21 protein-coding genes are annotated in these 26,854 nt (G+C 40.3%); 16 read left to right on the top strand and 5 right to left on the bottom strand.

Annotation, left to right across the window (positions count from 1 at the left end; translation table 11 throughout):
* Positions 1-11: 11 nt before the first annotated feature.
* Complete coding sequence (metK, locus tag PVK62_RS08825; protein ID WP_274444033.1) at positions 12-1,166, bottom strand: methionine adenosyltransferase; 1,155 nt, start codon at positions 1,164-1,166, stop codon at positions 12-14.
* Between the two features lie 386 nt (positions 1,167-1,552).
* On the opposite strand from metK, the gene tkt reads away from it, so the two are divergent.
* The 4 genes from tkt to fbaA all read left to right on the top strand — a co-directional run bounded on the left by tkt (position 1,553) and on the right by fbaA (position 7,269).
* On the top strand, positions 1,553-3,547 hold the full coding sequence (tkt, locus tag PVK62_RS08820) for a transketolase (protein ID WP_274444034.1): 1,995 nt from the start codon (positions 1,553-1,555) through the stop codon (positions 3,545-3,547).
* A 141-nt stretch (positions 3,548-3,688) separates the two neighbouring features.
* Entirely contained in the window at positions 3,689-4,708 is a 1,020-nt protein-coding gene (gene epd / locus PVK62_RS08815; protein ID WP_274444035.1) for an erythrose-4-phosphate dehydrogenase, read from the top strand.
* A 166-nt stretch (positions 4,709-4,874) separates the two neighbouring features.
* Entirely contained in the window at positions 4,875-6,038 is a 1,164-nt protein-coding gene (locus PVK62_RS08810; RefSeq protein WP_151655499.1) for a phosphoglycerate kinase, read from the top strand.
* 154 nt (positions 6,039-6,192) lie between these two features.
* Positions 6,193-7,269: a class II fructose-bisphosphate aldolase gene (fbaA, locus tag PVK62_RS08805; protein ID WP_274444036.1), complete on the top strand. Its 1,077-nt coding sequence runs from the start codon at positions 6,193-6,195 to the stop codon at positions 7,267-7,269.
* Between the two features lie 170 nt (positions 7,270-7,439).
* Here the strand turns inward: fbaA and srmB are convergent, their stop codons facing one another.
* Positions 7,440-8,687, bottom strand: a complete 1,248-nt coding sequence (gene srmB / locus PVK62_RS08800; RefSeq protein ID WP_274444037.1) for an ATP-dependent RNA helicase SrmB — start codon at positions 8,685-8,687, stop codon at positions 7,440-7,442.
* Between the two features lie 87 nt (positions 8,688-8,774).
* Positions 8,775-9,479 (bottom strand): tRNA1(Val) (adenine(37)-N6)-methyltransferase, encoded by a 705-nt coding sequence (locus PVK62_RS08795; protein ID WP_274444038.1) that lies wholly within the window; start codon positions 9,477-9,479, stop codon positions 8,775-8,777.
* 288 nt (positions 9,480-9,767) lie between these two features.
* On the opposite strand from PVK62_RS08795, the gene brnQ reads away from it, so the two are divergent.
* A complete protein-coding gene (gene brnQ / locus PVK62_RS08790; RefSeq protein ID WP_274444039.1) occupies positions 9,768-11,081 on the top strand; it encodes a branched-chain amino acid transport system II carrier protein in 1,314 nt (437 codons plus the stop codon).
* 136 nt (positions 11,082-11,217) lie between these two features.
* On the opposite strand, the gene fldB is transcribed toward brnQ, so the two are convergent.
* On the bottom strand, positions 11,218-11,736 hold the full coding sequence (gene fldB, locus PVK62_RS08785; protein ID WP_274444040.1) for a flavodoxin FldB: 519 nt from the start codon (positions 11,734-11,736) through the stop codon (positions 11,218-11,220).
* A 141-nt stretch (positions 11,737-11,877) separates the two neighbouring features.
* Between fldB and xerD the strand changes: the two genes are divergently transcribed.
* The 6 genes from xerD to PVK62_RS08755 all read left to right on the top strand — a co-directional run bounded on the left by xerD (position 11,878) and on the right by PVK62_RS08755 (position 20,084).
* Positions 11,878-12,774, top strand: a complete 897-nt coding sequence (gene xerD, locus PVK62_RS08780) for a site-specific tyrosine recombinase XerD (RefSeq protein ID WP_443111766.1) — start codon at positions 11,878-11,880, stop codon at positions 12,772-12,774.
* A gap of 76 nt (positions 12,775-12,850) precedes the next feature.
* Positions 12,851-13,627, top strand: coding sequence for a bifunctional protein-disulfide isomerase/oxidoreductase DsbC (dsbC, locus tag PVK62_RS08775; RefSeq protein WP_274444042.1), 777 nt, complete (start codon positions 12,851-12,853; stop codon positions 13,625-13,627).
* Positions 13,628-13,726: 99 nt separating this feature from the next.
* Positions 13,727-15,466: a single-stranded-DNA-specific exonuclease RecJ gene (gene recJ / locus PVK62_RS08770; RefSeq protein WP_274444043.1), complete on the top strand. Its 1,740-nt coding sequence runs from the start codon at positions 13,727-13,729 to the stop codon at positions 15,464-15,466.
* Positions 15,467-15,735: 269 nt separating this feature from the next.
* Positions 15,736-16,834, top strand: a protein-coding gene (prfB, locus tag PVK62_RS08765) for a peptide chain release factor 2 (RefSeq protein ID WP_274444044.1) whose coding sequence is annotated in 2 segments (ribosomal slippage) — positions 15,736-15,810 and positions 15,812-16,834 — 1,098 coding nt in all. Because the reading frame shifts where the segments join, the coding sequence is not laid out codon by codon here.
* Between the two features lie 13 nt (positions 16,835-16,847).
* Entirely contained in the window at positions 16,848-18,353 is a 1,506-nt protein-coding gene (gene lysS / locus PVK62_RS08760; protein ID WP_274444045.1) for a lysine--tRNA ligase, read from the top strand.
* 393 nt (positions 18,354-18,746) lie between these two features.
* Positions 18,747-20,084: a sigma-54-dependent transcriptional regulator gene (locus PVK62_RS08755; RefSeq protein WP_274444046.1), complete on the top strand. Its 1,338-nt coding sequence runs from the start codon at positions 18,747-18,749 to the stop codon at positions 20,082-20,084.
* 92 nt (positions 20,085-20,176) lie between these two features.
* Here PVK62_RS08755 and mutH read toward each other — a convergent pair whose 3' ends face one another.
* Entirely contained in the window at positions 20,177-20,845 is a 669-nt protein-coding gene (mutH, locus tag PVK62_RS08750; RefSeq protein ID WP_274444047.1) for a DNA mismatch repair endonuclease MutH, read from the bottom strand.
* A 595-nt stretch (positions 20,846-21,440) separates the two neighbouring features.
* Here mutH and rppH point away from each other — a divergent pair.
* The 5 genes from rppH (at position 21,441) to PVK62_RS08725 (ending at position 26,853) form a co-directional block, all read left to right on the top strand.
* Complete coding sequence (rppH, locus tag PVK62_RS08745) at positions 21,441-21,953, top strand: RNA pyrophosphohydrolase (protein WP_122036636.1); 513 nt, start codon at positions 21,441-21,443, stop codon at positions 21,951-21,953.
* A gap of 36 nt (positions 21,954-21,989) precedes the next feature.
* Entirely contained in the window at positions 21,990-24,251 is a 2,262-nt protein-coding gene (gene ptsP, locus PVK62_RS08740) for a phosphoenolpyruvate--protein phosphotransferase (protein ID WP_274444048.1), read from the top strand.
* Positions 24,252-25,055, top strand: coding sequence for a sulfite exporter TauE/SafE family protein (locus PVK62_RS08735; protein ID WP_274444049.1), 804 nt, complete (start codon positions 24,252-24,254; stop codon positions 25,053-25,055). It abuts the gene before it with no gap.
* Between the two features lie 10 nt (positions 25,056-25,065).
* Positions 25,066-25,917, top strand: coding sequence for a prolipoprotein diacylglyceryl transferase (lgt, locus tag PVK62_RS08730; RefSeq protein ID WP_274444050.1), 852 nt, complete (start codon positions 25,066-25,068; stop codon positions 25,915-25,917).
* Positions 25,918-26,001: 84 nt separating this feature from the next.
* Positions 26,002-26,853 (top strand): thymidylate synthase, encoded by an 852-nt coding sequence (locus PVK62_RS08725; RefSeq protein ID WP_274444051.1) that lies wholly within the window; start codon positions 26,002-26,004, stop codon positions 26,851-26,853.
* Position 26,854: the final 1 nt, after the last annotated feature.

Genomic DNA, 26,854 nt, shown 5'->3' with positions numbered 1-26,854 from the left:
TAAGTAATAAACTACTTAATACCTGCGAAATCACGAAGGATTTCAGCTTTATCTGTCGCTTCCCAAGGAAACTCTTCACGACCGAAGTGACCGTATGCTGCTGTCTTCTTGTAGATTGGTTGAAGAAGGTTAAGCATTTCTTGTAGGCCGTATGGACGTAGGTCGAAGTGCTGACGAACCGCTTCAATGATGATGTCGTGAGATACTTTTTCAGTACCAAACGTTTCAACCATGATTGATGTTGGATCAGCAATACCGATAGCGTATGAAAGTTGGATTTCACAACGATCAGCCATGCCTGCGGCTACGATGTTTTTCGCTACGTAACGTGCAGCATATGCTGCTGAACGGTCAACTTTTGATGGATCTTTACCAGAGAATGCACCGCCACCATGACGAGCTGCGCCGCCGTAAGTATCAACGATGATTTTACGACCAGTTAGGCCACAGTCACCCATTGGGCCACCGATAACAAAACGACCAGTTGGGTTAATAAAGAATTTAGTCTCTTTATTTAACCATTCTGCTGGAAGTACTGGCTTGATGATCTCTTCCATTACCGCTTCACGAAGATCAGGAGTGGTTACTGAATCACAGTGTTGTGTTGAAAGAACAACGGCATCAATACCAACAATCTTACCTTGGTCGTATTGGAATGTTACTTGAGATTTTGCATCTGGACGTAAAAAGTCTAGTTTACCGCTTTTACGTACTTCTGCTTGTTTTTGAACAAGTAGGTGAGAGTAAGTAATTGGAGCTGGCATTAAAATTGGTGTTTCGTTTGTTGCGTAACCAAACATGATACCTTGGTCGCCTGCACCTTGATCTCTTGGGTCAGCTTTATCAACACCTTGGTTGATGTCAGGAGATTGCTTACCAATCGTATTTAATACGGCACAAGAGTTCGCATCAAAACCCATATCTGAATGAACATAACCGATATCACGAACGGTTTCACGAGTGATTTCTTCGATATCAACCCATGCTGAAGTCGTTACTTCACCACCGACCATAACCATGCCAGTTTTTACGTACGTTTCACAAGCAACACGAGCTTTTGGATCTTGTTCTAAGATCGCATCAAGTACTGCATCTGAAATTTGGTCGGCAATTTTATCTGGATGACCTTCTGATACTGACTCAGAGGTAAATAGGTGCTTAGCCATAAGGGAGCTCCACTTCTATAAATAATAAGTTCTAAAAATACCCACAATCTATATAAGTCTATACGTATAACAGTGTAGGTGTTTTTCCATCTAGACGGCTATAGTAGAGGAATATTGACTAATTACAACTCATTTCATAGAAGAAAATAAATATAAGACATAACCAATCGTTTGCGTCTGAGCGTGGGATTTGCTTCTGTAAATAAGGTTTTCTTTCAAAATCGTGAAAAAAAGCGTTTTATTTTATAAGTAATCGTTTGCAGTACAGATTAGCCTTTGCGACAATACGGACCTGCAAATTTAGGTTAATTCATAACGATGAATTAGCCAGTCAAGAGTTAACTAGCTCAATAAACATATAGTCCTTCGAATTCTCAGGAGTAGGCATGTCTTCACGTAAACATCTAGCAAATGCAATCCGCGCTTTAAGTATGGATGGTGTTCAACAAGCAAATTCTGGTCACCCTGGCGCACCTATGGGTATGGCAGACATCGCTGAAGTATTATGGCGTAGCCACCTAAATCACAACCCACAGAATCCAGAGTGGGCAGATCGCGACCGTTTCATTCTTTCAAATGGTCACGGTTCAATGCTGATTTACTCTCTGCTTCACCTTTCTGGTTACGACCTTTCTATCGAAGACTTAAAAAACTTCCGTCAGCTGCATTCTAAAACGCCAGGTCACCCTGAGTACGGTTATGCACCAGGTATCGAAACAACGACTGGTCCATTAGGTCAAGGCATCACAAACGGTGTTGGTATGGCAATGGCTGAGAAAGCATTGGCAGCGCAATTTAACCGTGAAGGCCATGATATCGTTGACCACAACACTTACGTGTTCATGGGCGATGGTTGTTTAATGGAAGGTATCTCTCACGAAGCGTGTTCTCTAGCTGGTACTCTTGGTCTTGGTAAGCTGGTTGCTTTCTGGGATGACAACGGTATCTCTATCGATGGTGAAGTGGAAGGTTGGTTCTCTGACGATACACCTAAACGTTTTGAAGCGTACGGCTGGCATGTAATTCAGTCTGTTGATGGTCACGATGCTGATGCAATCAACGCTGCAATTATTGCTGCTAAAGCAGATCCTCGCCCTACGTTGATCTGTACTAAAACAGTGATTGGCTTTGGTTCTCCAAACAAGCAAGGCACACACGACTGTCATGGTGCTCCACTAGGTGCAGATGAAATTGCAGCAACTAAGAAAGCATTAGGTTGGGAGTTCGGCGCATTCGAAATTCCAACAGATGTTGCTGCTGAGTGGGATGCAAAAGAAGCGGGTTCTGAAAAAGAAGCAGTTTGGAATGCTAAATTTGATGCGTATGCAGCGGCATACCCTGAGCTTGCCGCTGAATACAAGCGTCGTGTAAATGGCGATTTACCTGCAGAGTGGGAAGAAAAAGCATCGGCAATCATTGCAGATCTTCAAGCGAACCCTGCAAACATCGCTTCACGTAAAGCCTCTCAAAATGCACTAGAAGCGTTTGGTGCTATGTTACCTGAATTCATGGGTGGATCTGCTGACCTTGCGCCTTCTAACTTGACAATGTGGTCTGGTTCTAAGTCTCTAACGGCTGAAGATTTCTCTGGTAACTACATTCACTACGGTGTGCGTGAGTTTGGTATGACGGCGATCATGAACGGTATTGCTCTGCACGGTGGTTTCGTACCGTACGGCGCAACTTTCCTAATGTTCATGGAGTACGCTCGTAACGCAATGCGCATGGCTGCACTGATGAAAATTCAAAACATCCAAGTGTACACGCATGATTCAATAGGTCTTGGCGAAGATGGTCCTACTCACCAACCAGTTGAGCAGATTGCTTCTTTACGTCTAACACCAAACATGAGCACATGGCGTCCATGTGACCAAGTTGAATCTGCGGTTTCTTGGAAGCTAGCAATTGAACGTCGTGATGGTCCTTCTGCGCTCATCTTCTCTCGCCAAAACCTTGCACAACAAGATCGTAACGCTGAGCAAGTTGCTAATATCGCAAAGGGTGGTTACATCCTGAAAGATTGTGAAGGCCAACCTGAGCTTATCCTTATCGCAACAGGTTCTGAAGTTGAATTAGTGGTTGAAGCAGCAGCTCAATTAACCGCTGAAGGTAAATCAGTACGTGTTGTTTCTATGCCATCAACTGATGCATTTGATAAGCAAGACGAAGCGTACCGTGAAGCGGTTTTACCATCATCAGTAACTAAGCGTATCGCTGTTGAAGCCGGTATTGCTGATTTCTGGTACAAGTACGTTGGTTTTGGTGGCAAGATCATCGGTATGACAACATTTGGTGAGTCTGCACCTGCTGATGAGCTATTCAAAATGTTTGGGTTCACTACTGAAAATGTAGTAAACACAGCAAAAGAGCTTTTAGCTTAATCAAAAGTCATTCGCTGAATAAAAGTGAGTAACTGAATAAAAAGCGAAGTTATCGAAAGGTGGCTTCGCTTTTTTTTGATCCTTTAAGAAAAAAGCGAAAAGAGTACAATAGGTAGCAAATAAATCTGAGTGAATGGAATTATGTTAAGAGTGGCGATAAATGGATTTGGCCGAATTGGTCGCAGTGTTCTTCGTGCTTTATATGAAAGCGGAAAACGTGATCAAATAGAAATTGTTGCGGTGAATGAATTGTCACAACCAGAAGGGATGGCACACCTTCTTCAGTACGACTCTACTCATGGACGCTTTGCCCATAACATCACTCATGATCAAGAATATCTTTATATTGATTTACCAGATGGCTCTCAAGATAAGATTAGAATCGTGCATCAAGCTGATCTTTCTCTTTTGCCGTGGCAATCACTAGGTGTTGATTTGGTCTTGGACTGTTCAGGGGTCTATGGCTCTAAAGCGGATGGTGAAAAGCACATTGAAGCGGGCGCTAAAAAGGTTCTATTTTCTCATCCTGGTGGTTCGGATTTAGATAATACGATTATTTATGGTGTTAACCACGATACGCTACTGCCTGAGCATCGAATTGTTTCTAATGGTTCTTGTACTACCAATTGTATTATTCCTATTATTAAAGCCATTGATGATGCGTTTGGGATTGATTCTGGAACGATTACAACCATTCACTCATCCATGAATGACCAACAAGTTATTGATGCTTATCACCCTGATTTGCGCCGAACCCGCGCAGCAAGCCAATCTATTATTCCTGTCGATACTAAATTGCATAAAGGTATTGAACGAATTTTCCCGAAATTTTCCAACAAATTTGAAGCGATTTCCGTGCGAGTTCCGACAGTAAACGTCACAGCGATGGATTTAAGTGTAACAATTAATACAAATGTGAAAGTTAATGACATAAATCAAACCATTGTTAACGCATCTCGGTGTACATTACATAACATTGTTGATTATACTGAAGCGCCGCTTGTTTCTATCGATTTTAATCATGATCCCCACAGTGCGATTGTCGATGGTTCACAAACAAGAGTGAGTAATGGGCACTTAGTTAAAATGCTAGTCTGGTGTGATAACGAATGGGGATTCGCAAATCGAATGTTAGATACCGCATTAGTAATGAGAAAATAAAAGCGTCATTCAAGATATTTGAGATGGAAAGAGAAAAAAGATTAATTTTCACCTTGAAAAAAGTGAACTCCATCCCTATTTACTGAATAATGCAGTAAGAATTTAATCGGTTTGGCAATGATGCCGAACTTGAAAACTTTTTATTATTTAATTGAGAGGACAAAACATGTCTGTAATCAAGATGACTGACCTGGAACTTGCAGGTAAACGCGTATTTATCCGTGCTGACCTAAACGTACCAGTTAAAGATGGTAAAGTAACTTCTGATGCTCGTATTCTTGCATCTCTACCAACTATCAAGCTTTGCTTGGAAGCTGGTGCTAAAGTAATGGTTACTTCTCACCTAGGTCGTCCAACGGAAGGCGAATACAACGAAGAGTTCTCTCTAGCTCCTGTAGTTAACTACTTAAATGACGCACTAGATTGTGACGTTAAACTAGCGAAAGATTACCTAGATGGTCTTGAATTAAACGCTGGTGAGCTAGTTGTTCTTGAAAACGTTCGCTTTAACAAAGGCGAGAAGAAAAACGAAGAAGAACTTTCTAAAAAATACGCAGCATTATGTGACATCTTCGTGATGGATGCATTTGGTACTGCTCACCGTGCTCAAGCGTCAACTCACGGTGTTGGCATGAACGCTCCTGTAGCGTGTGCTGGTCCTCTTCTAGCTGCTGAACTTGAAGCACTTGGTAAAGCAATGGATAACCCAGCTCGTCCATTAGTTGCTATCGTTGGTGGCTCTAAAGTATCGACTAAGCTGACTGTTCTTGAGTCTCTATCTAAAATCGCTGACCAACTTGTTGTTGGTGGTGGTATCGCGAACACATTCATCGCTGCTGAAGGCCACAACGTAGGTAAGTCTTTGTACGAAGCTGACCTAGTTGAAACGGCTCAAAAACTAATGAAAGAGTGTGCAATCCCAGTAGCTACTGACGTTGCATGTGCAAAAGCATTTGATGAAAACGCTGAAGCTGAAATCAAGCACGTTTCTGAAGTACAAGACGACGACATGATCTTCGACCTTGGTCCAGATTCAACGGCTGCTCTTGCTGAAATTATCAGCAACGCAAAAACAATTCTTTGGAATGGCCCAGTTGGCGTATTTGAATTCAAAAACTTTGAAGCAGGTACGGCAGGTATTTCTAAAGCAATCGCTGATTCTGAAGGTTTCTCTGTAGCTGGTGGTGGTGATACGCTAGCAGCTATCGATAAGTTCGGTATTAAAGCTGACGTTTCTTACATTTCTACAGGTGGCGGTGCATTCCTTGAGTTCGTTGAAGGTAAAGTACTTCCTGCAGTAGCAATGCTTGAAGAGCGTGCTAAAGCATAATTATTTAAAAGCGGGAATCTAATCATTCCCGCTTTTTACGTTTGTTGATGACCCTGTTTATTGATACAATGGCGAGAGTTGTGAGCAAACGTTTGCAAAAATTTGAACGTAAGTTTTTTAATTTTAAAACGATAGAATAAATAGGACTATTTCCATGTCTAAGATCTTCGATTTTGTAAAACCTGGTGTTATTTCTGGCGACGACGTACAGAAAGTATTTGAAGTAGCAAAAGAAAACAAATTTGCTCTTCCTGCTGTAAACGTAGTTAACACAGATTCAATCAACGGTGTTCTAGAAGCGGCTTCTAAAGTTAAAGCGCCAGTTGTTGTTCAGTTCTCTAACGGCGGTGCTGGTTTCTTCGCTGGTAAAGGCGTTAAACTTGAAGGTCAAGGTGCACAAATCCTTGGTGCTGTAGCTGGTGCAAAATACGTACACGCTGTTGCTGAATCTTACGGTGTTCCAGTTATTCTTCACACTGACCACGCTGCTAAGAAACTTCTTCCATGGATCGACGGTCTACTAGACGCAGGTGAAGAGTTCTTCGCTCAAACTGGTAAGCCTCTATTCTCTTCTCACATGATCGACCTTTCTGAAGAGTCTCTAGAAGAAAACATCGAAATCTCTGGCCAATACCTTGCGCGTATGGCTAAGATGAACATGACTCTAGAAATCGAACTAGGTTGTACTGGTGGTGAAGAAGACGGCGTTGATAACTCTGATATGGACGCATCTGAGCTTTACACTTCTCCTGAAGATGTTGCATACGCATACGAGAAACTAACGGCTATCAGTCCACGTTTCACTATCGCTGCATCTTTCGGTAACGTACACGGTGTTTACCAAGCGGGTAACGTTGTACTTACTCCGACTATCCTACGTGACTCTCAAGCATACTGTTCAGAGAAGTTTGGTATTGCACCTAACGCTCTAAACTTCGTATTCCACGGTGGTTCTGGTTCTTCTGAAGCAGAAATCCAAGAGTCTATCGGTTACGGTGTTATCAAAATGAACATCGATACTGATACACAGTGGGCAACATGGGATGGTATCCGTACTTACTCTGCTGAAAACTTCGATTTCCTACAAGGTCAAATCGGTAACCCAACTGGCGAATCTGCGCCAAACAAGAAGTACTACGATCCACGCGTATGGCTACGTTCAGGTCAAGCTTCTATGGTTACTCGTCTTGAGAAAGCATTTGCAGACCTTAACGCAATCGACGTACTATAATTTTTATTATAGACCGCTCGAATTGAGTTAATAAAAAACCCGCTGATAGCGGGTTTTTTTATGTCTGAATTCTTCAAGCGAAGCGATCTGAACTCTTTCTCTTTAAAATAAAAAAGCAGCCTGTAATACAGACTGCTTTTATCGTTTCTAGCTAGCGAAGCGTATAGAAACTACTTTTTCTTTTTCTTCTTCGGTGCAAGTTTCTTCGCTAAAGCCGCTTTTTTCTTCGCGTTCTTTTTCTGTCTATTCTTAAATACCGCTTTTTTATGTTGTGGTTTTAATCCTTCAACAAAGCGTTCTTTAATGATTTCATCTTCTTCTTTAACGTAACGACCAACGCGTTCCATCATTTTTTGGTCATGCGCTTCGATTAAAGAAACCGCATTACCTTTTTTACCTGCGCGAGCAGTACGGCCGATACGGTGTAAATACACATCAGCGGTACGAGGCATATCAAAGTTAATTACATGACTAACATCTGGTAAATCAATACCACGAGCTGCTACATCGGTAGCAATCAAAACGTCAACTTTGCCATCACGGAAACGAGTAATCGCGTTATTTCGGCTCTCTTGAGGCATTTCACCTTGTAACCAAGCACATGAGATCTTAGCGGTTTCTAAGTGACCACGAAGTTCAGCAAGACGTTCACGAGTTTTTACAAACACGATAGCGCGCTCAGTTTGGTTCGTTAGAATACTTTTCAGTAGTTCTATTTTATGTGGCAAGCTATCTGCACGGTGATACCACTGAGTGATTTTTTTACGTTCACGACGAGAGGGATCTGCAATGATTTTTGCTGGCTCGTTTAATAGATCAGCAGTAAAACCATCAACGCCACGACCTTCTAATGTTGCAGAGAACAAGAAGGTTTGCTTACGCCAGCGACACTCTTTTGAAAGACGGTCAACGACAGGACCAAAGCCCATGTCTAACATGCGGTCAGCTTCATCTAGGATCAGTGTTTCAATAGCGCGGCAGTCAAAGCGTTCAGCTTCGATGTACTCCATTAAGCGCCCAGGAGTTGCGACAACAATATCTTGAGTTCTTGCAAGAATATCTGCGTGTTCTTGATAACTAATACCACCAGTAATTGTGAACACTTTGTGGTGAGTATATTTTGCTAGCTCACGAGCTTCATCTGCTACTTGAATAGCAAGCTCACGAGTTGGAGTTAGGATTAATACGCGCGCTGGACCAGGATCACGACGAGGGAAGTCATCAAGATGCTGTAGTGCTGGCAATAAGAAAGCCGCAGATTTACCAGTACCAGTTGGAGCAGAAGCAAGGATATCTTTACCTTCTAATGCTTCAGGGATAGCCATAGCCTGAACTTGAGTTGGACGTTGATAACCAATCTCCTCAAGAGCGCGCAGTAGGTTAGGGGATAGATCGAGATCAGCAAACGTTTTGATCACTGTAGATTCTCCGTTCAGGTCTAAAGAGTATAAATATGATGTTAGCCAGACATTATAATGATTTATTAGAGATGGATCACCGATCTTTTAATCCATATTGAGATAAAAGCCTCTTGTTAACTCAATAAAGGCATCACTATAACCATTTTTATTATGAATTATTAATGTATTCTCTTGAAAGTTATAAGGAAAAAGAGAAAGCTCAATCAATAAACGAGAAACTTCTTTTTTTTCTGTTGTTTTCACATTTGTCAGTTTAGTTAAGTTAAAACCGTCATTTTTAGCGATCTCAATAAATTTAGTGCCTTCAAAGAGTGGAAGAATGAAATTAGCTCTTCCTTTTGGCGAGAGTAATTTTTTACTTTGCGATAAGAGATCAGCAAACGATAAGGAGTCTGTGTGACGAGCAAAAGAACGCTCTCCTTTTTTGGACTGCTCTCCATTATTGAAATACGGCGGATTACAGATGATCGCGTCGTATTTTTTTTCAGGAAGGTACGAAAGAATATCCTGATGAAACAATTTAATTCGGTCATGCCATGGGCTGCGGTCTATGTTTGCTTGTGCGATTGTAGCGGCAGCAGGCATTAATTCAACGGCATCAATATGACTTAGAGCCTCTCTTTGAGCGCACATTAAGCTAAGTAGGCCAGTACCACTACCAATATCGATTATAGATACGCTATTTGCAATATTAGCCCATGCACCTAATAAAACGCCATCGGTACTTACTGGCATGCCGCATTCACCAATCTCGATGTGGAACTGCTTGAAAGTGAAGCTCTTATTCATAATTTCTCGTTAGATGATAACAATTGTTAATGTTGTGGATTTAATGTTAATTAGCTTGATGTTCTATTCTTGATCTTTTGTTGATTCTTTTAATGATAAGTGATCACTCTTTTATAAAAGAAATTAACAGAGGATTACACTGCTTTTAAAGCCTGTGACAACTTGATTGTGGTGTTTTTGTCTAAGCTATTGCGAATTATCGATAATTTGTTCATTATTCTGACATAAATATCAAAAAAGATATAAAACACAACATTTAATACACACAACATTATACAAGGGTTTCTTATGAAACAGTCATTAAAACTTACTGATATCATAGCCGTAGGCTTTATGCTTTTTGCCTTCTTTTTAGGCGCTGGTAATATCATTTTTCCACCAATTGCAGGTCAAATGGCTGGTGAGCACGTATATAGTGCGATGGGGGGCTTTCTAATTACAGCGGTAGGTTTACCACTATTAACTATTATAGCTATTGGTATTGCTGGCGGTTCTTGGCAGCAGCTTACTCGAGATTTACCACCCAAAGTCGCGATGATTATGGCGATCTTAATGTTTGTAATTATTGGCCCTGCATTTGCTGCACCACGTACAGGCTTAGTTGCTTATGAAATGGCTGCAAAACCATTTATGTCAGCAGAAGCTGGACAGTTATCACTAACTTTATTCTCAATTGCCTTCTTCTTAGTCGCAATGTTTTTTGCATGGTCTCAAGGTAAGCTTATCGATACGATTGGTAAGTTTTTAACACCAGCGCTATTCATTGGTTTAATCATTTTAGCAATTGCGGTATTTGTTAATCCACAAGGCGATATTGTTGCTGCAATGGGGAACTATATTGAGCAACCATTAACAACAGGTTTTTTTGAAGGTTATAACACCATGGATACGTTTGGTGCATTAATGTTTGGTATTTTAATTATTGATGCATTGAAAAAGAAAGGCATTACTGAACACAAAGCGACAACGAAGTACTTAACTGCTGCAGGTTGTATTGCTGCATTAGGACTAGCATTTGTTTATGTTTCTCTATTCTATTTAGGGGCAACTTCAAGCTCTGTTGCGCCAGGTGCGACCAACGGTGGTGCGATTCTAACGGCTTATACTCATGCATTGTTTGGTTCTTCAGGCCAAATTGTATTATCAGTTATCGTATTAATTGCATGTTTAACTACAGCAATTGGCCTTATCTCTGCGTGTGCAGATTACTTTAGCTCAATTAGCAAAGTAACATATAAAACATGGGTGATGGTTGTGGGCGCAGCTTGTGCGGTTGTTGCTAACATTGGTCTAACACAGTTAATTGCTTTATCTGTACCAGTACTATTCTTACTTTACCCAGTAGCCATTGCATTGGTTGCATTAGCATTTGTTCGTAAGATGATGCCAAACCCTCGTCTTGCATATCGTGTTGTGATTTTAGTAGCGACGTGTTTTGCAGTTCTAGATGCCGCGAAAGTGGCAGGGGCGGATATGTCAGCGTTCTCAATGCTACCATTATTTAATCATGGTATGGCTTGGGTTATCCCAACGTTTGCTTCGATGATTGCTGTACGTTTTGTTGGCAAGAAAGAAGACGAGTTAGTGACTGAAAACGCATAATTCTAGAGACTAGAGACTAGAGACTAGAGACTAGAGACTAGAGACTATAAGAGCGAGTGTAACTGTTTAAGTTTACTCGCTCTTTTCTTTTATAGAAGCGAAGCGCTCTAGTTAGCAAAGCGTATCGTTTCTAGTTTTAAAGTGAATCGTGATACTCCACTAACACCTGTTCACACCACTGCTCAATACGCTCATCACTTTTATCGTATTGGCTGTCTTCATCTAACGCCAAACCAACAAAGTGAGATTCATCTTCAGTCAACGCTTTTGATGCATCAAACTGATAGCCTTCATTCTTCCAATAGCCAATGAACTTCGCGTTTGTTGCTTTTAATTCATCGTGCAACAACCCCATCGCATCTAAGAACCATTCGCCATAGCCTTCTTGATCACCTAGACCAAATAGAGCAATAGTTTTACCTTCTAGAGAAAGGCCATCTAACTCTTCCCATACCGCAAGCCAATCTTCTTGAATTTCACCAAAGTCCCATGTTGATATCCCAAGCAATAGTAGATCGTAATCGTTCATTGTTGCTACTGGTGTCTCTTTAATATTGTAGATATCAACCAGTTCTTCACCCATGATAGATCTGATTTTTTCAGAAGCCATTTCGGTATAACAAGTGGAAGAGCCGTAAAACAGACCAATTTTCATTTTAACTACCATATTAATGAGGACGAAAGCCTAGTGTACCGCAAATGATTCTTAAAATTAAACTTGCAATGAAAGCCGTGATAATTGTTTAATACTGTAATTCTAACCAGTATTTTTGGTTTTCAGTAAATGGTGATGGCAATGAACAATGATATGGCTTTAATAGAGCGTTTTTTAGATACCATGTGGATGGAGCGTGGATTATCAGAGAATACGTTGGCTTCGTATCGAAATGATTTGGTGAAATTACTGCAATGGCTAGAAGATAATCATTATAAATGCGCTTCTATTTCAGCAATGGGTTTAAATGAATACCAAGCGTACTTGGTCGATAAAGAATATAAACAGACTTCACGAGCACGTATGTTGTCTGCACTTCGTCGATTCTTTCAGTATTTACATCGTGAGAAAGTTCGTGGTGATGATCCCACAGCGTTATTGATGAGCCCTAAGCTACCACAACGATTGCCGAAAGATTTGAGTGAGGATCAGGTGAATGATTTATTAGAAGCGCCTAATGTCGATGATCCACTAGAGCTTCGAGATCGTGCGATGTTAGAGCTGCTTTATGCAACCGGTTTACGTGTGACGGAATTAGTCAGTTTAACCATGGAAAACTTGAGCCTTCGTCAAGGTGTGGTTCGTGTTACTGGTAAGGGTGACAAAGAGCGTTTAGTGCCGATGGGTGAAAATGCGGTAGATTGGATTCAAACTTTTTTAGATCAAGGGCGTCCAGCATTACTTGGTGAAAAAAGTTCAGATGTGGTTTTTCCAAGTAAAAGAGCAAGACAGATGACAAGGCAAACCTTTTGGCATCGTATTAAGCATTATGCCGTGATTGCCGGTATTGATACGGATAAATTATCGCCACACGTCTTGCGCCATGCGTTTGCGACACATCTATTAAACTATGGTGCAGACCTACGTGTCGTACAAATGTTGCTAGGACATAGTGATCTTTCGACAACACAAATATATACTCACGTAGCAACGGAACGTTTAAAGCAGATCCATCAAGAGCATCACCCTCGTTCATAGTGAAAAGGGAACTTCTTGTTGGTTTACAACTCTAAAATTTAAACCTTCTATTTTTACTTTTTTTATAGGTACTTTTATGTCATTTATTCGCCGTACTAGCGCGATGTGTATTGCTCTATTAAGTGTTATTTCTTTTACTGCGTGTTCTGATGAGAAAGCAAAAGAAAAAGCAGTATCGCCATCAGTTGTTGAAGCATCTCAGGCTGATTCAGAGCAAGCGATTACTCAACGTTTAACTGCATTGGGTTTACCTGTAGAAGCCATTCACGACTCTGAAGTTGATGGTTTTAAACAAGTAGAAACGCCATTTGGTATTTTTTATGTTTCTGCTGATGGTAAGCATTTTATTCAGGGACGTATTTTTGAGTTTGATGAAAAAGGCAACATGAAAGACCTATTGGCAGCGCGTTTTGCCAAATTGGTTGATGGCCAAAGTGACAACATGATCGTTTTCCCTGCAAAAAATGAGAAATATGCGATTACTGTCTTCACTGATATTACGTGTGGCTACTGTACAAAGCTTCATAAAGAGATGAAAGATTATAACGATGCTGGAATTACGGTTCGTTATTTAGCTTACCCTCGCCAAGGTTACCAAGGCTCAGTTGCTAATCAAATGGCACAAATTTGGTGTGCAGATGACAAACAACAAGCGATGGACGATGCAAAATCACACCGTGCAATTAATGGTGAAAAACCAGCAACGGCTCAGTGTCAGAATATCATTAAAGAACAATATTTATTAGGTCGTAAAATGGGTGTAAATGGTACTCCTGCGATAGTACTGCCTAATGGTGATCTAGTACCTGGTTACAAACCAGCACAAGAGCTTTTGAAAGACTTAGAAAAATAATTCTTACGTCATTGAATTTAAATCCCCGCAATACTTATTTAAATTAAGTATGCTGCGGGGATTTTTTTATCTTTATAACTCTAACCTTGGGCCATTATCATGATTGAAGTGAAACGTCGTCTTATTCCTGAAATTCCAGCATTTCCAAGTTCAATTCCTTCAATCTTACAACGGATTTATGCTGCTCGTGGTATAACATCAAATGCTCAGTTAGATCGTGGTGCGAGATCGCTGCTGTCATTTCAATCTATGCATGGCATAACTAAAGCGGTTGATATTCTAGTTGAGGCTATCGCAAAACAAACTCGTATTATTGTTGTGGGTGATTTCGATGCCGATGGGGCGACGAGTTCAGCATTGTCTGTGATGGCATTTCGTTTAATGGGCAGCAGTAATGTCGATTATTTAGTGCCAAATCGCTTTGAGGATGGTTACGGATTAAGCCCTGATGTTGTCGATCAAGCGAAAGCGATGGGGGCTGAAATCATCATGACAGTAGATAATGGCGTATCATCCATCGACGGGGTATTAAAAGCCAAAGAGTATGGAATGCAAGTAGTGGTGACTGATCACCATTTACCGGGGGCTTCTTTACCTATTGCCGATTCAATAGTTAACCCTAACCTTGAGGAATGTGCGTTCCCATCAAAATCATTAGCAGGTGTTGGCGTCGCGTTTTATTTGATGTTAGCGATTCGTGCGCGTTTGCGTGAAAACAGCTGGTTTGAAACCCAAAATATCCCTATCCCTAATCTGGCCGATTTATTGGATTTAGTCGCTCTTGGTACTGTCGCTGATTTGGTGGCGTTGGATGAAAATAACCGTATTTTAGTGCATCAAGGTATTCAGCGTATTCGTGCTGGAAAATGCCGTCCTGGTATTCAAGCGTTAATCGAAGTGGCCAATAAAGTTCCTTCTCGAATTGTTGCTTCTGATTTTGGCTTTGCGCTTGGGCCGAGAATTAATGCAGCAGGGCGTTTGGATGATATGTCATTTGGTGTTGAGCTTCTGATGTCGAATAACATTCATGCAGCGCGTCGTATGGCTTCAGAGCTGGATGCCTTAAATCAAACTCGTAAAGAGATAGAGCAAGGGATGAAAGACGAAGCGATGGCCATTTGTGAGCGATTAGAATTCGGCGCACAGAGTGAATTACCCTTTGGTTTGGTCTTATTTCAACGTGATTGGCACCAAGGTGTTATTGGGATTCTCGCTTCGCGTATTAAAGAAAAATATCATCGTCCTGTGATCGCCTTTGCTGATGGTGGTGATGGCTTTATTAAAGGGTCGTGCCGCTCTATTTCTGGTTTTCATATGCGTGATGCATTGGATTTGATTGATACTCGTAATCCAGGATTAATTTTGAAATTTGGTGGCCATGCAATGGCAGCAGGCTTAACCATTAAAGAAGTGGATTATAAGAAATTCAGTCAAGCTTTTGATGATGTGGTTCGAGAATCAGTAGAGGAAGAGGCTCTTAATGGCGTTGTTTTATCTGATGGGGAACTCACGCCAGAAGAATTTACCTTAGGCACCGCTGAAATTATTCGTGCGGGTGGACCATGGGGACAAGCTTTCCCTGAACCTATTTTTGATGGTGAATTTAAAGTATTAAATCAGCGTTTGGTTGGTGAAAAACATCTTAAATTAATGTTAGAGCCAATTCATAGAGATTTCCCAACCAATAAAATGGTTGATGCCATCGCCTTTAATGTTGATATTCGTCGTTGGCCTGATGCTTCGGTACAAAAAGTGAAGCTGGCTTATCGCTTAGATATCAATGAATTTCGTGGTAATCAAACATTACAATTGATGGTTGAATACATAGACCCCATGTAAAGCGCCCCTTTTATAAAATGAAAAGGTTAATTTATACCAAGCAAGCCGTTAAGAAATACCTCATGAGATATTGTGTTCTTTTTTTGAATGAAAATAGAAAGGCTCGAATTCCGAGCTGAGGTTAAATAAAAAGAAATTTGGTGTGATTAAATTTACACCATTTTCTCAATCCTTATTGTTCTTGCCCTCAGAGGTTGAAATACCTCGATTTCTATCACACTTTTGGTTAAAATCTCTCGGTTATTTTTTATTCGGCGATGATAAACACCATGTTCGAAATTAATCCTATAAAAAACCGTCTCCAGGATGTGTCTGAACGCACAAATATCCTGAGGGGGTACCTTTGACTATGATGCTAAGAAAGAGCGTCTAGAAGAAGTCAATGCAGAGTTAGAGCAACCAGAAGTATGGAATGAACCTGAGCGTGCACAAGCGCTAGGCAAAGAACGTGCCACACTGGAAGCGATTGTTGAAACCATTGACCAATTAGATCTTGGCGGCGAAGACGTTGAAGGTTTACTTGAGTTAGCTGTGGAAGAACAAGATCAAGAAACATTTGATGAGATTGAACCTGAGCTTGCTGAGTTAGAAGCTAAACTAGCGACATTAGAATTTCGTCGTATGTTCTCAGGCGCACATGATGCATCTGATTGTTATATTGATTTGCAATCAGGCTCTGGCGGTACAGAAGCGCAAGATTGGACATCAATGATGTTGCGTATGTATTTGCGTTGGGCGGAAGCCAAAGGGTTTAAAACGGAAGTTATCGAAGTTTCTGACGGTGATGTTGCAGGCCTAAAAGGGGCAACTGTACGCATCTCTGGTGAATACGCTTATGGTTGGTTACGTACTGAAACTGGTGTACACCGTTTAGTTCGTAAGTCGCCATTTGACTCAAGTGGTCGTCGACATACCTCATTTGCTTCAGCGTTTATCTATCCTGAAATAGATGACAACATTGAGGTGGATATTAACCCTGCTGATTTACGTATTGATGTATACCGAGCTTCTGGCGCGGGTGGTCAGCACGTAAACACCACTGAATCTGCGGTACGTATTACTCACGTTCCGACAAATACAGTTGTGCAATGTCAAAATGATCGTTCTCAGCATAAAAACAAAGCACAAGCGATGAAGCAGTTGAAAGCAAAACTGTTTGAACTTGAGCTTCAGAAACAAAACGCAGAGAAACAAGTAAACGAAGATTCTAAATCCGACATTGGGTGGGGCAGTCAGATTCGCTCATACGTATTAGATGATTCGCGCATTAAAGATTTGCGTACCGGCATTGAAAATCGTAATACGCAAGCCGTATTAGACGGTGATTTAGATAAATTTATCGAAGCCAGCTTAAAATCTGGATTATAAGAAAGGGTTCATTATGACTGACCAAGTACAACTAGATGAAAACAAACTGATTGCAGAACGTCGTGGTAAATTAGACCATATCCGTCAAGCATGTAAGGCTAATGGCCACCCGAATGACTTCCGTCGTGACAGCCTTGCGAGTGACCTTCAAGCAGAGTTTGGTGAAAAGACCAAAGAAGAGCTAGAAGAACTAAACCATATCGTTGCTATCGCAGGCCGTATCATGGCTAAGCGTGGTCCTTTCTTATTGATCCAAGAAGTGTCTGGTAAGATCCAAGCTTATGCAGCAAAAGATGTGCAAAAAGAGCTTAAAGAACAATACCAAGGTTTAGATATCGGTGACATCATCGGTGTTAAAGGCGCACTACATAAATCAGGTAAAGGCGATCTTTACGTGAACATGGAAGAGTATGTATTACTAACTAAAGCATTGCGTCCATTGCCTGAAAAATTCCACGGCCTAACAGATCAAGAAATGCGTTACCGCCAGCGTTATGTTGACCTTATCGTAAACGAAGATTCTCGTACTGCATTTATTATCCGCTCTAAAGTGGTTTCTGCAATTCGTAACTTCATGGTTGATAAAGGCTTCATGGAAGTAGAAACACCAATGATGCATGTTATTCCTGGTGGCGCTTCTGCACGTCCATTCGTAACACACCATAATGCACTTGATGTTGATATGTACCTACGTATCGCCCCTGAGCTTTACCTAAAACGTCTCGTTGTTGGTGGTTTTGAGCGTGTGTTTGAAATTAACCGTAACTTCCGTAACGAAGGTCTATCTCCACGTCATAACCCAGAATTCACAATGATGGAATTCTACATGGCGTACGCTGATTACAACGATCTAATGGATCTAACTGAAGCAATGCTATCTCAAGTAGCTATCTCTGTATTAGGTAGTGATAAAATGCCTTACGGTGAGTATACCGTTGATTTTGGTGGCAAATACGCACGTATGAGCATGCTAGACGCGATTAAACTATACAACCCAGATCACGCAGAGATCCAAGCGCTAACGTATGAAGGCGTTCAAGATCGTGACCTAATGGTTTCTATCGCGAAATCAGTGCATGTTGACGTTGAAAGCTTCTGGACATGTGGTCAGCTTCTTGAGGAAATCTTTGGCGAAACTGCTGAACCTCAACTAATGCAACCAACATTCATTACAGAATACCCAGCAGATATCTCACCATTAGCACGTCGTAATGACAACAATGATTTCATTACAGACCGTTTTGAATTCTTTATTGGTGGCCGTGAAGTAGCAAATGGTTTCTCTGAGCTGAATGATGCTCAAGACCAAGACGAGCGTTTTAAAGCACAAGTTAATGCAAAAGAGTCTGGTGATGATGAAGCAATGTTCTATGATGCTGATTATATTACAGCACTTGAGCACGGTTTACCGCCAACAGCGGGTCAAGGTATTGGTATTGACCGTTTAGTGATGCTATTCACTAACACTCACACAATTCGTGACGTTATTTTATTCCCATCAATGCGCCCTCAAGCATAATTTAGAATAAAATTAGTATATTAATGAAAGAGCAGTGTTTAAAACTGCTCTTTTTTTTGACTAATTTCTGATAAAAAAGTAAATAATAAGAATTCAATAACACTTTTTAATCAATTGACTTAACTTTTACAATTCTATTGAGTCTCTTGTTATTTACTAAAAAGGAATATAGTTATTTTTTTTTATAACTAACTAACCTTTAAATCATCACTAATGAACCATTTTCTTATCTAATATGTTACTTGTTGCTTGTTGCTTATGGTGCTGTTGTCATTTTTTTGTTAAAAAGTCGACAGGCATCTCATTTATGAGACTGTGAGAGGTCTTAAAACCTGTATAGTTGCCTTTAGAAGAAAGTTTAGTTGGTTAAATAAAGAATTTAGAGGTAAGGCTATGGGTACTCAGTTTCGTATGGATTCTGTTCCAGGTTCGTTAGTGGTTGTTGGTGGAAGTTACGAACCTTGGTTAGCAGTATTAGAACAAGTTGGCTGGCGTTGTCATCGTTGTTATGACCTTCGTGCTGCGCAAGTATTGTTTGATGAAATTGGGCCATGTATTGGTATTGTTGATTTAAGCCAAGATGATTTTAGCCTTAATGGTATAGCGACATTGGTAAATAATAATAAACAAGTTCGTTGGATGGCATTTATTCGTGAATCTCAACTGAGTTCTGATACGATTTGCCAGTTTATAGTGAATTTCTGTATTGATTTCTTTACCGCTCCAATTCCTGACGCTCAGTTATTGAGTACGATTGGTCACCAACTTGGTATGCTTAAACTAGAGCGTAAAGTTTGGCCTAATATGGGCAAAAAATCAGAACTCGGCATTTTAGGCGAATCACCTATCGTGAAGCGCTTGCGTGATCAAATCCGTCGAGTAGCGCCTACAGACGTTTCTATTTTAGTCTCTGGCGAAAGTGGCGTAGGTAAAGATGCAGTAGCAAAAGCGGTGCACGACTCTTCTGGCCGTAATAAAGGCCCATTTATTTCTTTAAATTGTGGCTCGTTATCTGAATCAAAAATAGAGCAGGAGTTATTTGGTTTACCTATTTCTGAATTTGAAGACTTAAAACTATATCAAGCGAATGGTGGGACCCTATTTTTAAATGATATAAATGAGTTACCAGTGAGTCAGCAGCAGCATTTATTACGATTCCTACAGGAAGGTAATATTGAAACTTCTCAAGGTGTTATTGATCTTGATGTCCGTGTCATTGTCGCAAGTCATATTGATTTAGAGAAAGCGATTGAAGAGGGAGAATTTAAAGAAGAGCTGTATTACCGCTTAAATGTACTTCGTATTCATGTTCCTTCTTTAAAGGAAAGAAGTTCTGATATTTCGATCTTAGCGGATCACTTTCTTCAGCGCTATGCAAAAGAATATAATACTCAAGCGCGCACTTTCTCTGAAGAAGCGATACAGACTATGCTCCATTATCAATGGCCAGGAAATGTTCGTGAACTTGTGAATCAAGTAAAACGAGCGGTACTTCTTGCAGATAGTATGACGATTGATCTTGAGCATTTAGATCTTCCTCAACGTAGTGATACAAAACGTAGTTTACGTGTTATTCGTGAGGATTCTGAACGAGATGCACTATTGATGGTATTAGAGTCTCATGATGGTCAGGTTTCTTCAGCAGCAAAAGAGCTAGGTGTATCTCGCGCAACCATGTATCGTTTGCTGAATAAGCATAATTTAATTTCGGAACCAAGAAGCTATAGTTAATAAGAGACTATATTTAACAAGAAATTAGTTAAATAAAAAGTGCCAGTTAGATAGTAAAAAGAGGCTTATCTCGTTTGAGGTAAGCCTCTTTTTTACTTAAAAAATGATGTCAAAATAGAATGAGTAAAGTGGGTTTTTAAATAAAAGCCTCTAGGTAAGGTTTTAATTGGTTGACCGTTCTCTCCATAGGCCTCAGTAAGGGCTCGGCTATTTGCGGCTTTAGGTCTAAGTTGTAAGACTTCACCGTACTTTGCTGTTATAGACTCTACTTTCCCCAGTACAATAAGATCCATTAACTCCTCCCAATCCTGTTTAAGCTGTCGCTCTTCTTCTGATGACGGCTGCCATAAAACAGGATAGCCAACGTGTCGATCTCCTACTGGGATCTCTCGCTCGCCTTCTACAGGGATCCATAATACATGGGCTAATTTATGACGTACATGAGACTCTTCCCATTTTAAGCTGTGCACCCCAGTTAAAGGAGCAACAGAGACAAAAGTTGTCTCGAGGGGTTTTCCATTATGGCTAATAGGGATCGTTTTAAGTTCAATATTAAGATCAACAAAGTCAGGTAGAGGTTTACTGCCAGCTGATGCGCCTAGGTGTAATTCTAATAATTGCCCAACCCATCCTTTATCTCGTTTTAGGTTTTCAGGAACAGGAACCCCTGCCATCTCTGCAAGCTCTGATAATGTATAGCCAGCAATGGCTTCAGCTCGTGTTAATAGCTCAGTAATTGAGGTTGGAGGCAGTCGTTTCATAATGGCTCATTCATGGTATCGAGAGGGTAAGATTATCATAAAATGAATCTTTTAAGTGGTCAGAACAAGATCTAAATAAGTTATCCACATTGATGGTTGTTTTTTATACTTAGCTTATTTTTATGGATCGATATACAGTGCTTTATTTATGAATAAGTTATTGACTTTTGGTGTGTTACCTCATATTTAGGGGGGTAATTGTGGGTAACCACTAAGTTGTTTGATCTTTGACCGATCTGTATTTTTATTACTCATGCTTATTTTTTTTCGAAGATCCTTGTAAGGATTTGGCGCTTAACTTTATGTTTAATATGATTTTTATTAAGATATGTTTTTTTGATGATTCTTGGCCTAAATCGACTTTTAAGTCTCTTTTTGATTTGTTTTAATCTTCTTCACAAAGTTATGCACAGAAAAGGTGAATAAATGTGGGGTAGCTCTCATTGTTATGTTGATAACTAACCTTGTGATTAAAACTTATTCAAGAAAAGAGGTTATTTTAATAAAACGTGACAAGAAAGCGTGATCCGGTTTGCTCAAAGAGACGATCTGTGAAAAAATCAAAGGTAATATAAGTTTAATATGAGGTCATCCAGTGATAGATGGCGATGGTTTCCGCCCGAATGTCGGGATAGTGATATGTAATAGCCATGGTCAAGTATTCTGGGCGAAACGATATGGACAACATTCTTGGCAATTTCCCCAAGGTGGCATTGATGATGGCGAGACGCCAGAACAAGCAATGTACCGAGAGTTGTATGAAGAAGTTGGTCTGACAAAAAATGATGTACGTATTTTAGCGAGTAGCCGACATTGGTTGCGATATAAATTACCGAAGCGTTTAGTTAGATGGGATTCAAAACCTGTCTGTATTGGGCAAAAACAAAAGTGGTTTTTGCTACGCTTGGAATGTGACGAATCCAAGGTGAATATGCAAAGAGATCGCACGCCAGAATTTGATGGTTGGCGATGGGTGAGTTATTGGTACCCAGTTAGACAAGTGGTTTCATTTAAGCGTGATGTTTATCGTCGGGCCCTCAAAGAGTTCGCGGTAATTGCTATGCCGTTTAAGGAACGAAAATTTAAAAGGAAAGGTAAAAAAGGTTAAGCGGTCGATACCTTATAACCTTAAGGATTGCCTCTTATGCTTACTCAACTCAGGGATATAGTTGATCACGTCGCTAAAGCAGAGTCATTAGATGATGCTTTAGCGCTACTGGTTAAAAACACTCGTAATTCTATGCGTACAGAGTGTTGTTCAGTCTACTTGATGAGCAATGATAATCTGCGGTTAGAACTAATGGCAACGGAAGGCTTAAAAGCCAAACCTAATACCGTGTCATTAGGTATTGATGAAGGACTAGTAGGTCTTGTTGCTCGCAGTTGTGAGCCACTAAACCTTGCTAACGCATCGGTGCACCCATCATATAAATACATTCCAAGTATTGCTGAATACAAATTTAACTCTTTTTTGGCGACTCCGATTATATATCGTCGTCAAAATTTAGGGGTATTGGTTGTTCAGCAAAAAGAAAAACGCCAATTTACAGAAGTTGAAGAATCCTTTTTAGTTACACTATCAGCTCAGCTTGCCGTGGTATTAGCGCACGCCAAAGCCCATGAAAGTTGGTCGACTCACTTACAAACGTCTTCAACAGAGCAGAAGCAATTTAACGGTATTTCAGCCTCTAATGGGGTTGGGATTGCACCGCTATGGTTTGATGACGCGCAACCTAAAATTGAAGCTATTTTACCAAGCTCATGCCTTGATTCTGAGGCAGAAAAAGATCGCTTAGGCACTGCAATTGAACAAGCCTTAAAAGACTTTAGACGATCGAAAAAACGTTTTGAACAAGAGTTGAATACAGAAACACTTGCCATCTTTGATCTGTTTACTCACTTGTTGAATGATCCAATGCTGAAAGCTGATCTGAAAAAACAGATCGATAAAGGTGATTCTGCTGAATGGGCACTACGCCAAGTCATTGAGTCTTATGCTGGACGCTTTGAGAGAATGAGTGACTCTTATTTGAGTGAGAGAGCGAATGATGTCAGGGAGTTAGGGCAGAGGTTACTTTATTTTCTGAACTATGAAGATAATCTTGATATTGACCTTTCGCATCCGGTCATTTTGGTGACGGCTCAACTCACCGCATCAATGTTGGCAAGTATTCCAAAAAATAAACTCAAAGGCGTTATTTCTCTAGAGGGGGCTGCGAACTCTCACGCGGCAATACTCTCAAGAGCATTAGGTATTCCGGCGATTATGGGAGTCGAGTTTAACCCTGCTCATTACCATAAGTCATTAGCCATTGTTGATGGTTACAGTGGTTTGCTTTATATCAAGCCAACAGATGCTTTAACTCAAGAATATATAGAACTACAGAATGAAGAGATCGCACTCTCTGAATTGATTACACAAGATCTTGATAAGCCAACATTAACGTTAGATGGTCATCTAATGAAGATCCATCTTAATGCCGGATTAAGTGCCGATTCAAGTATTGCGGTTAACCAAGGGGTTGATGGCGTTGGTTTGTATCGAACAGAAATACCGTTTTTATTGCATCAACGATTTCCTTCTGAAGAAGAGCAATATTTGCAATATAAGGCAATTTTAGAAACCTATCCTCAAAAACCAGTCATCATGAGAACATTGGATATTGGTGGGGATAAACCGTTACCTTATTTACCAATAGAAGAAGATAATCCATTTTTAGGTTGGCGTGGTATTCGATTTACTTTAGACCACCCTGATATCTTTTTATTGCAATTAAAAGCGATGGTAAGAGCCAATATTGGCAATGAAAATTTGTCTATTATGTTACCTATGATTTCAGGGATCCCAGAATTAAAGCAAGCAAGAGCTTTTATCAATCAAGCTTATGAAGAAGTGCTGAGTGAGGCTGAAACACACTTTGTAAAACCGCGCATTGGTATGATGGTAGAAGTGCCTTCGATGCTTTATCTCTTACCAAGAGTCGCAGGGTTAGTTGATTTCATTTCGGTAGGGACGAACGATTTAACTCAGTATTTATTAGCCGTCGATAGGAATAACTCACGAGTATCTCATGTTTATGAGTCTTACCATCCTGCGGTATTGTTAGCATTAAAACAGATTATCGATACGGCAAATCAGCATAATTTACCTGTCAGTGTTTGCGGTGAATTGGCAGGTGATCCTATTGGTTGTTTATTATTAATGGGGCTTGGTTATCACAGTTTAAGCATGAACACCTCTAACGTTGCAAAAGTTAAGTACATTATTAGGCAAGTCACACTGACTGAAATGGAAGCGACAATAGAAAAACTTTTACACCATGATGATGCAGAGCAAATTTTAGCTGATATGATGACGTTTTTTGAAGCGAAAGAACTCTCCGGATTTATTCGAGCAGGTAAATAAATGTCAGTGGATTTTTGGTCTATTTTTGCACTATATCTTGCATTAGGTAGTGTTGTTGGTGTTATGGCTGGTCTACTAGGGATTGGTGGTGGTTTACTTGTTGTACCTGCATTGCTGTGGTTACTTCCACAAGCGGGTATTGATGCGAGTATAGCAATGCAAATGGCACTTGGTACATCACTCGCAACCATTATATTTACCTCAAGCTCATCGGCATTGAACCATTTACGCTTAGGTAATGTCGAAGTGGGGTTAATTAAAAGTTTAGCACCAGGTGTTGTCATTGGTGGATTTATTGGTAGTTATCTTACTGAATTAATACCGACCCAATATTTACCTAAAGTCTTTGGTATTATCGTGCTTTTATTGGCTCTACAGATGTTATTAGCTCTTAAATTTACAGTAACAAGAACAATGCCATCGCCCCTTAAAGCAGCGGCCTCTGGTGGGGCTATAGGTGTTGTATCCAGTTTAGCGGGTATTGGTGGTGGTTCACTTACGGTACCTTATTTAAGTTTTCATGGTATTGAAATGAGAAAGGCCATTGGCAGTTCCTCATTATGTGGCACATTAATCGCGATAGCAGGCATGATAGGGTTTATCATACATGGCGTGAATGTAGAAAGTTTGCCAGCGATGAGTTTCGGTTATGTTTATTTACCGGCGTTATGTGGCATAAGTGTCACTTCTATTTTAACCACTAGAATAGGCGCTAAGTTAGCCTCGCATTTACCAACACAAACATTGAAAAAAATCTTTGCCGTATTTCTAGTATTTATTGGCAGTAAAATGTTCTTAGGATAAGAGAGTAGTCATGAGTCAGGGGTATTTAAACTTCCCACATATCGATCCGATATTATTTGAAATTGGTCCATTAGCAGTACGTTGGTATGGATTAATGTATCTATTTGGTTTTATGTTTGCCTTATGGCTTGCAAATAAACGCGCAGATAAGCCGAACAGTGGCTGGACTAGAGATCAAGTTAGTGATCTTCTGTTTGCTGGCTTTTTAGGGGTAGTGATAGGTGGCCGAGTTGGTTATGTATTGTTTTATAACTTCGGTTATTTCTTAGATAACCCACTGTATTTATTTGAAGTATGGACAGGCGGAATGTCTTTCCATGGTGGATTACTTGGTGTGATCACCGCAATGCTTTGGTACGGCTATAAGAATAATCGCAGTTTCTTTACTATTGCTGACTTTGTCGCACCATTAGTCCCGTTTGGCTTAGGCGCTGGTCGTCTTGGTAACTTCATGAATGGTGAACTATGGGGCCGTGTTACTGACGTGCCGTGGGCAATGGTATTCCCAACAGGTGGGCCTTTCCCTCGTCATCCATCGCAGCTGTATGAATTTGCGCTTGAAGGTGTCGTTTTATTCTTAATTCTAAATTGGTTTATTCGTAAACCTCGCCCACTAGGTGCAGTATCAGGTTTATTCCTATTTGGTTACGGTACATTCCGTTTCTTAGTTGAATATGTTCGTCAACCGGATGCGCAATTAGGCTTATTTGGTGATTGGATCTCAATGGGGCAAATCTTATCGCTACCTATGGTTATTGGTGGTCTGTTGATGATGGTTTGGGCATTCAAACGTAATGTTTTTGCGACAGACTTACAGAAAAAGTCTGCAAAAGAAAATAGCTCAAAACAGAAAGCAAAATAAGCTAGAATAGCGATAATAACGATTAATAGTAATGGCCTCTTCGTTTGAGGCCATTTTTTTAAGCCAATTTTAGAGAGCATGCCCGTGAAGCAGTATTTAAATTTATGCCAACGCATCGTTGATGAAGGTCACTGGATTGAAAACGAACGTACAGGAAAGCGCTGTTTGACGGTGATTAATGCCGATTTAACCTATGATGTTGCCAATGGTGAATTTCCATTAGTAACGACACGTAAGAGCTTTTGGAAATCAGCCGTTGCTGAAATGATTGGTTATATTCGCGGTTATGACAACGCAGAAGATTTCCGCAAAATAGGTACTAAAACTTGGGATGCAAATGCGAACTTAAATGATGCGTGGCTTAATAACCCCCATCGTAAAGGCGATGATGACATGGGGCGAGTATATGGAGTTCAAGGTCGTTCGTGGGCAAAACCAAACGGTGAGTTTGTCGACCAACTGAAAAAGATCATTGATGACTTAAATGCGGGTATTGATGACCGTGGTGAAATTTTAAATTTTTATAACCCTGGTGAGTTTGATATGGGGTGTTTACGTCCGTGCATGTACTCACATCATTTTTCGCTATTAGGGGATACTTTGTTCTTAAATAGTACTCAACGCTCGTGTGATGTTCCGCTAGGCCTTAATTTTAATATGGTTCAGGTCTATTTTCTGTTGGCGATTGTGGCTCAAATTACAGGGCATAAAGCAGGTAAGGCCTATCATAAGATCGTTAATGGTCATATTTATGAAGATCAACTTGAATTGATGAAAGAAGTTCAGTTAAAGCGTGAGCCATTGAAAGCCCCAATCTTTAAGATAAACCCTAAGATTAAATCATTAGAAGATTTAGAAACTTGGGTAACCATGGATGATTTTGAAGTGATTGGTTATGAAAGCCACGAAGCGATTAAATACCCTTTTTCTGTGTAAT

The sequence above is a fragment of the Aliivibrio sp. S3MY1 genome (assembly GCF_028765575.1).
Classification (GTDB): Bacteria; Pseudomonadota; Gammaproteobacteria; order Enterobacterales; family Vibrionaceae; genus Aliivibrio.
The sequence above is the reverse complement of the archived record's forward strand: the minus strand, read 5'-3'. Positions and strand labels throughout refer to the sequence as shown.

Excerpts from the sequence above, each read along its gene's own strand:
- ptsP (WP_274444048.1), top strand. The coding sequence starts at position 21,990 with ATGCTTACTCAACTCAGGGATATAGTTGATCACGTCGCTAAAGCAGAG.
- PVK62_RS08795 (WP_274444038.1), bottom strand. The coding sequence starts at position 9,479 with ATGAATAAGAGCTTCACTTTCAAGCAGTTCCACATCGAGATTGGTGAA.
- xerD (WP_443111766.1), top strand. The coding sequence starts at position 11,878 with ATGAACAATGATATGGCTTTAATAGAGCGTTTTTTAGATACCATGTGG.
- lysS (WP_274444045.1), top strand. The coding sequence starts at position 16,848 with ATGACTGACCAAGTACAACTAGATGAAAACAAACTGATTGCAGAACGT.
- mutH (WP_274444047.1), bottom strand. The coding sequence starts at position 20,845 with ATGAAACGACTGCCTCCAACCTCAATTACTGAGCTATTAACACGAGCT.
- brnQ (WP_274444039.1), top strand. The coding sequence starts at position 9,768 with ATGAAACAGTCATTAAAACTTACTGATATCATAGCCGTAGGCTTTATG.
- lgt (WP_274444050.1), top strand. The coding sequence starts at position 25,066 with ATGAGTCAGGGGTATTTAAACTTCCCACATATCGATCCGATATTATTT.
- recJ (WP_274444043.1), top strand. The coding sequence starts at position 13,727 with ATGATTGAAGTGAAACGTCGTCTTATTCCTGAAATTCCAGCATTTCCA.
- tkt (WP_274444034.1), top strand. The coding sequence starts at position 1,553 with ATGTCTTCACGTAAACATCTAGCAAATGCAATCCGCGCTTTAAGTATG.
- fldB (WP_274444040.1), bottom strand. The coding sequence starts at position 11,736 with ATGAAAATTGGTCTGTTTTACGGCTCTTCCACTTGTTATACCGAAATG.
- PVK62_RS08735 (WP_274444049.1), top strand. The coding sequence starts at position 24,252 with ATGTCAGTGGATTTTTGGTCTATTTTTGCACTATATCTTGCATTAGGT.
- fbaA (WP_274444036.1), top strand. The coding sequence starts at position 6,193 with ATGTCTAAGATCTTCGATTTTGTAAAACCTGGTGTTATTTCTGGCGAC.
- dsbC (WP_274444042.1), top strand. The coding sequence starts at position 12,851 with ATGTCATTTATTCGCCGTACTAGCGCGATGTGTATTGCTCTATTAAGT.
- PVK62_RS08810 (WP_151655499.1), top strand. The coding sequence starts at position 4,875 with ATGTCTGTAATCAAGATGACTGACCTGGAACTTGCAGGTAAACGCGTA.
- metK (WP_274444033.1), bottom strand. The coding sequence starts at position 1,166 with ATGGCTAAGCACCTATTTACCTCTGAGTCAGTATCAGAAGGTCATCCA.
- PVK62_RS08755 (WP_274444046.1), top strand. The coding sequence starts at position 18,747 with ATGGGTACTCAGTTTCGTATGGATTCTGTTCCAGGTTCGTTAGTGGTT.
- epd (WP_274444035.1), top strand. The coding sequence starts at position 3,689 with ATGTTAAGAGTGGCGATAAATGGATTTGGCCGAATTGGTCGCAGTGTT.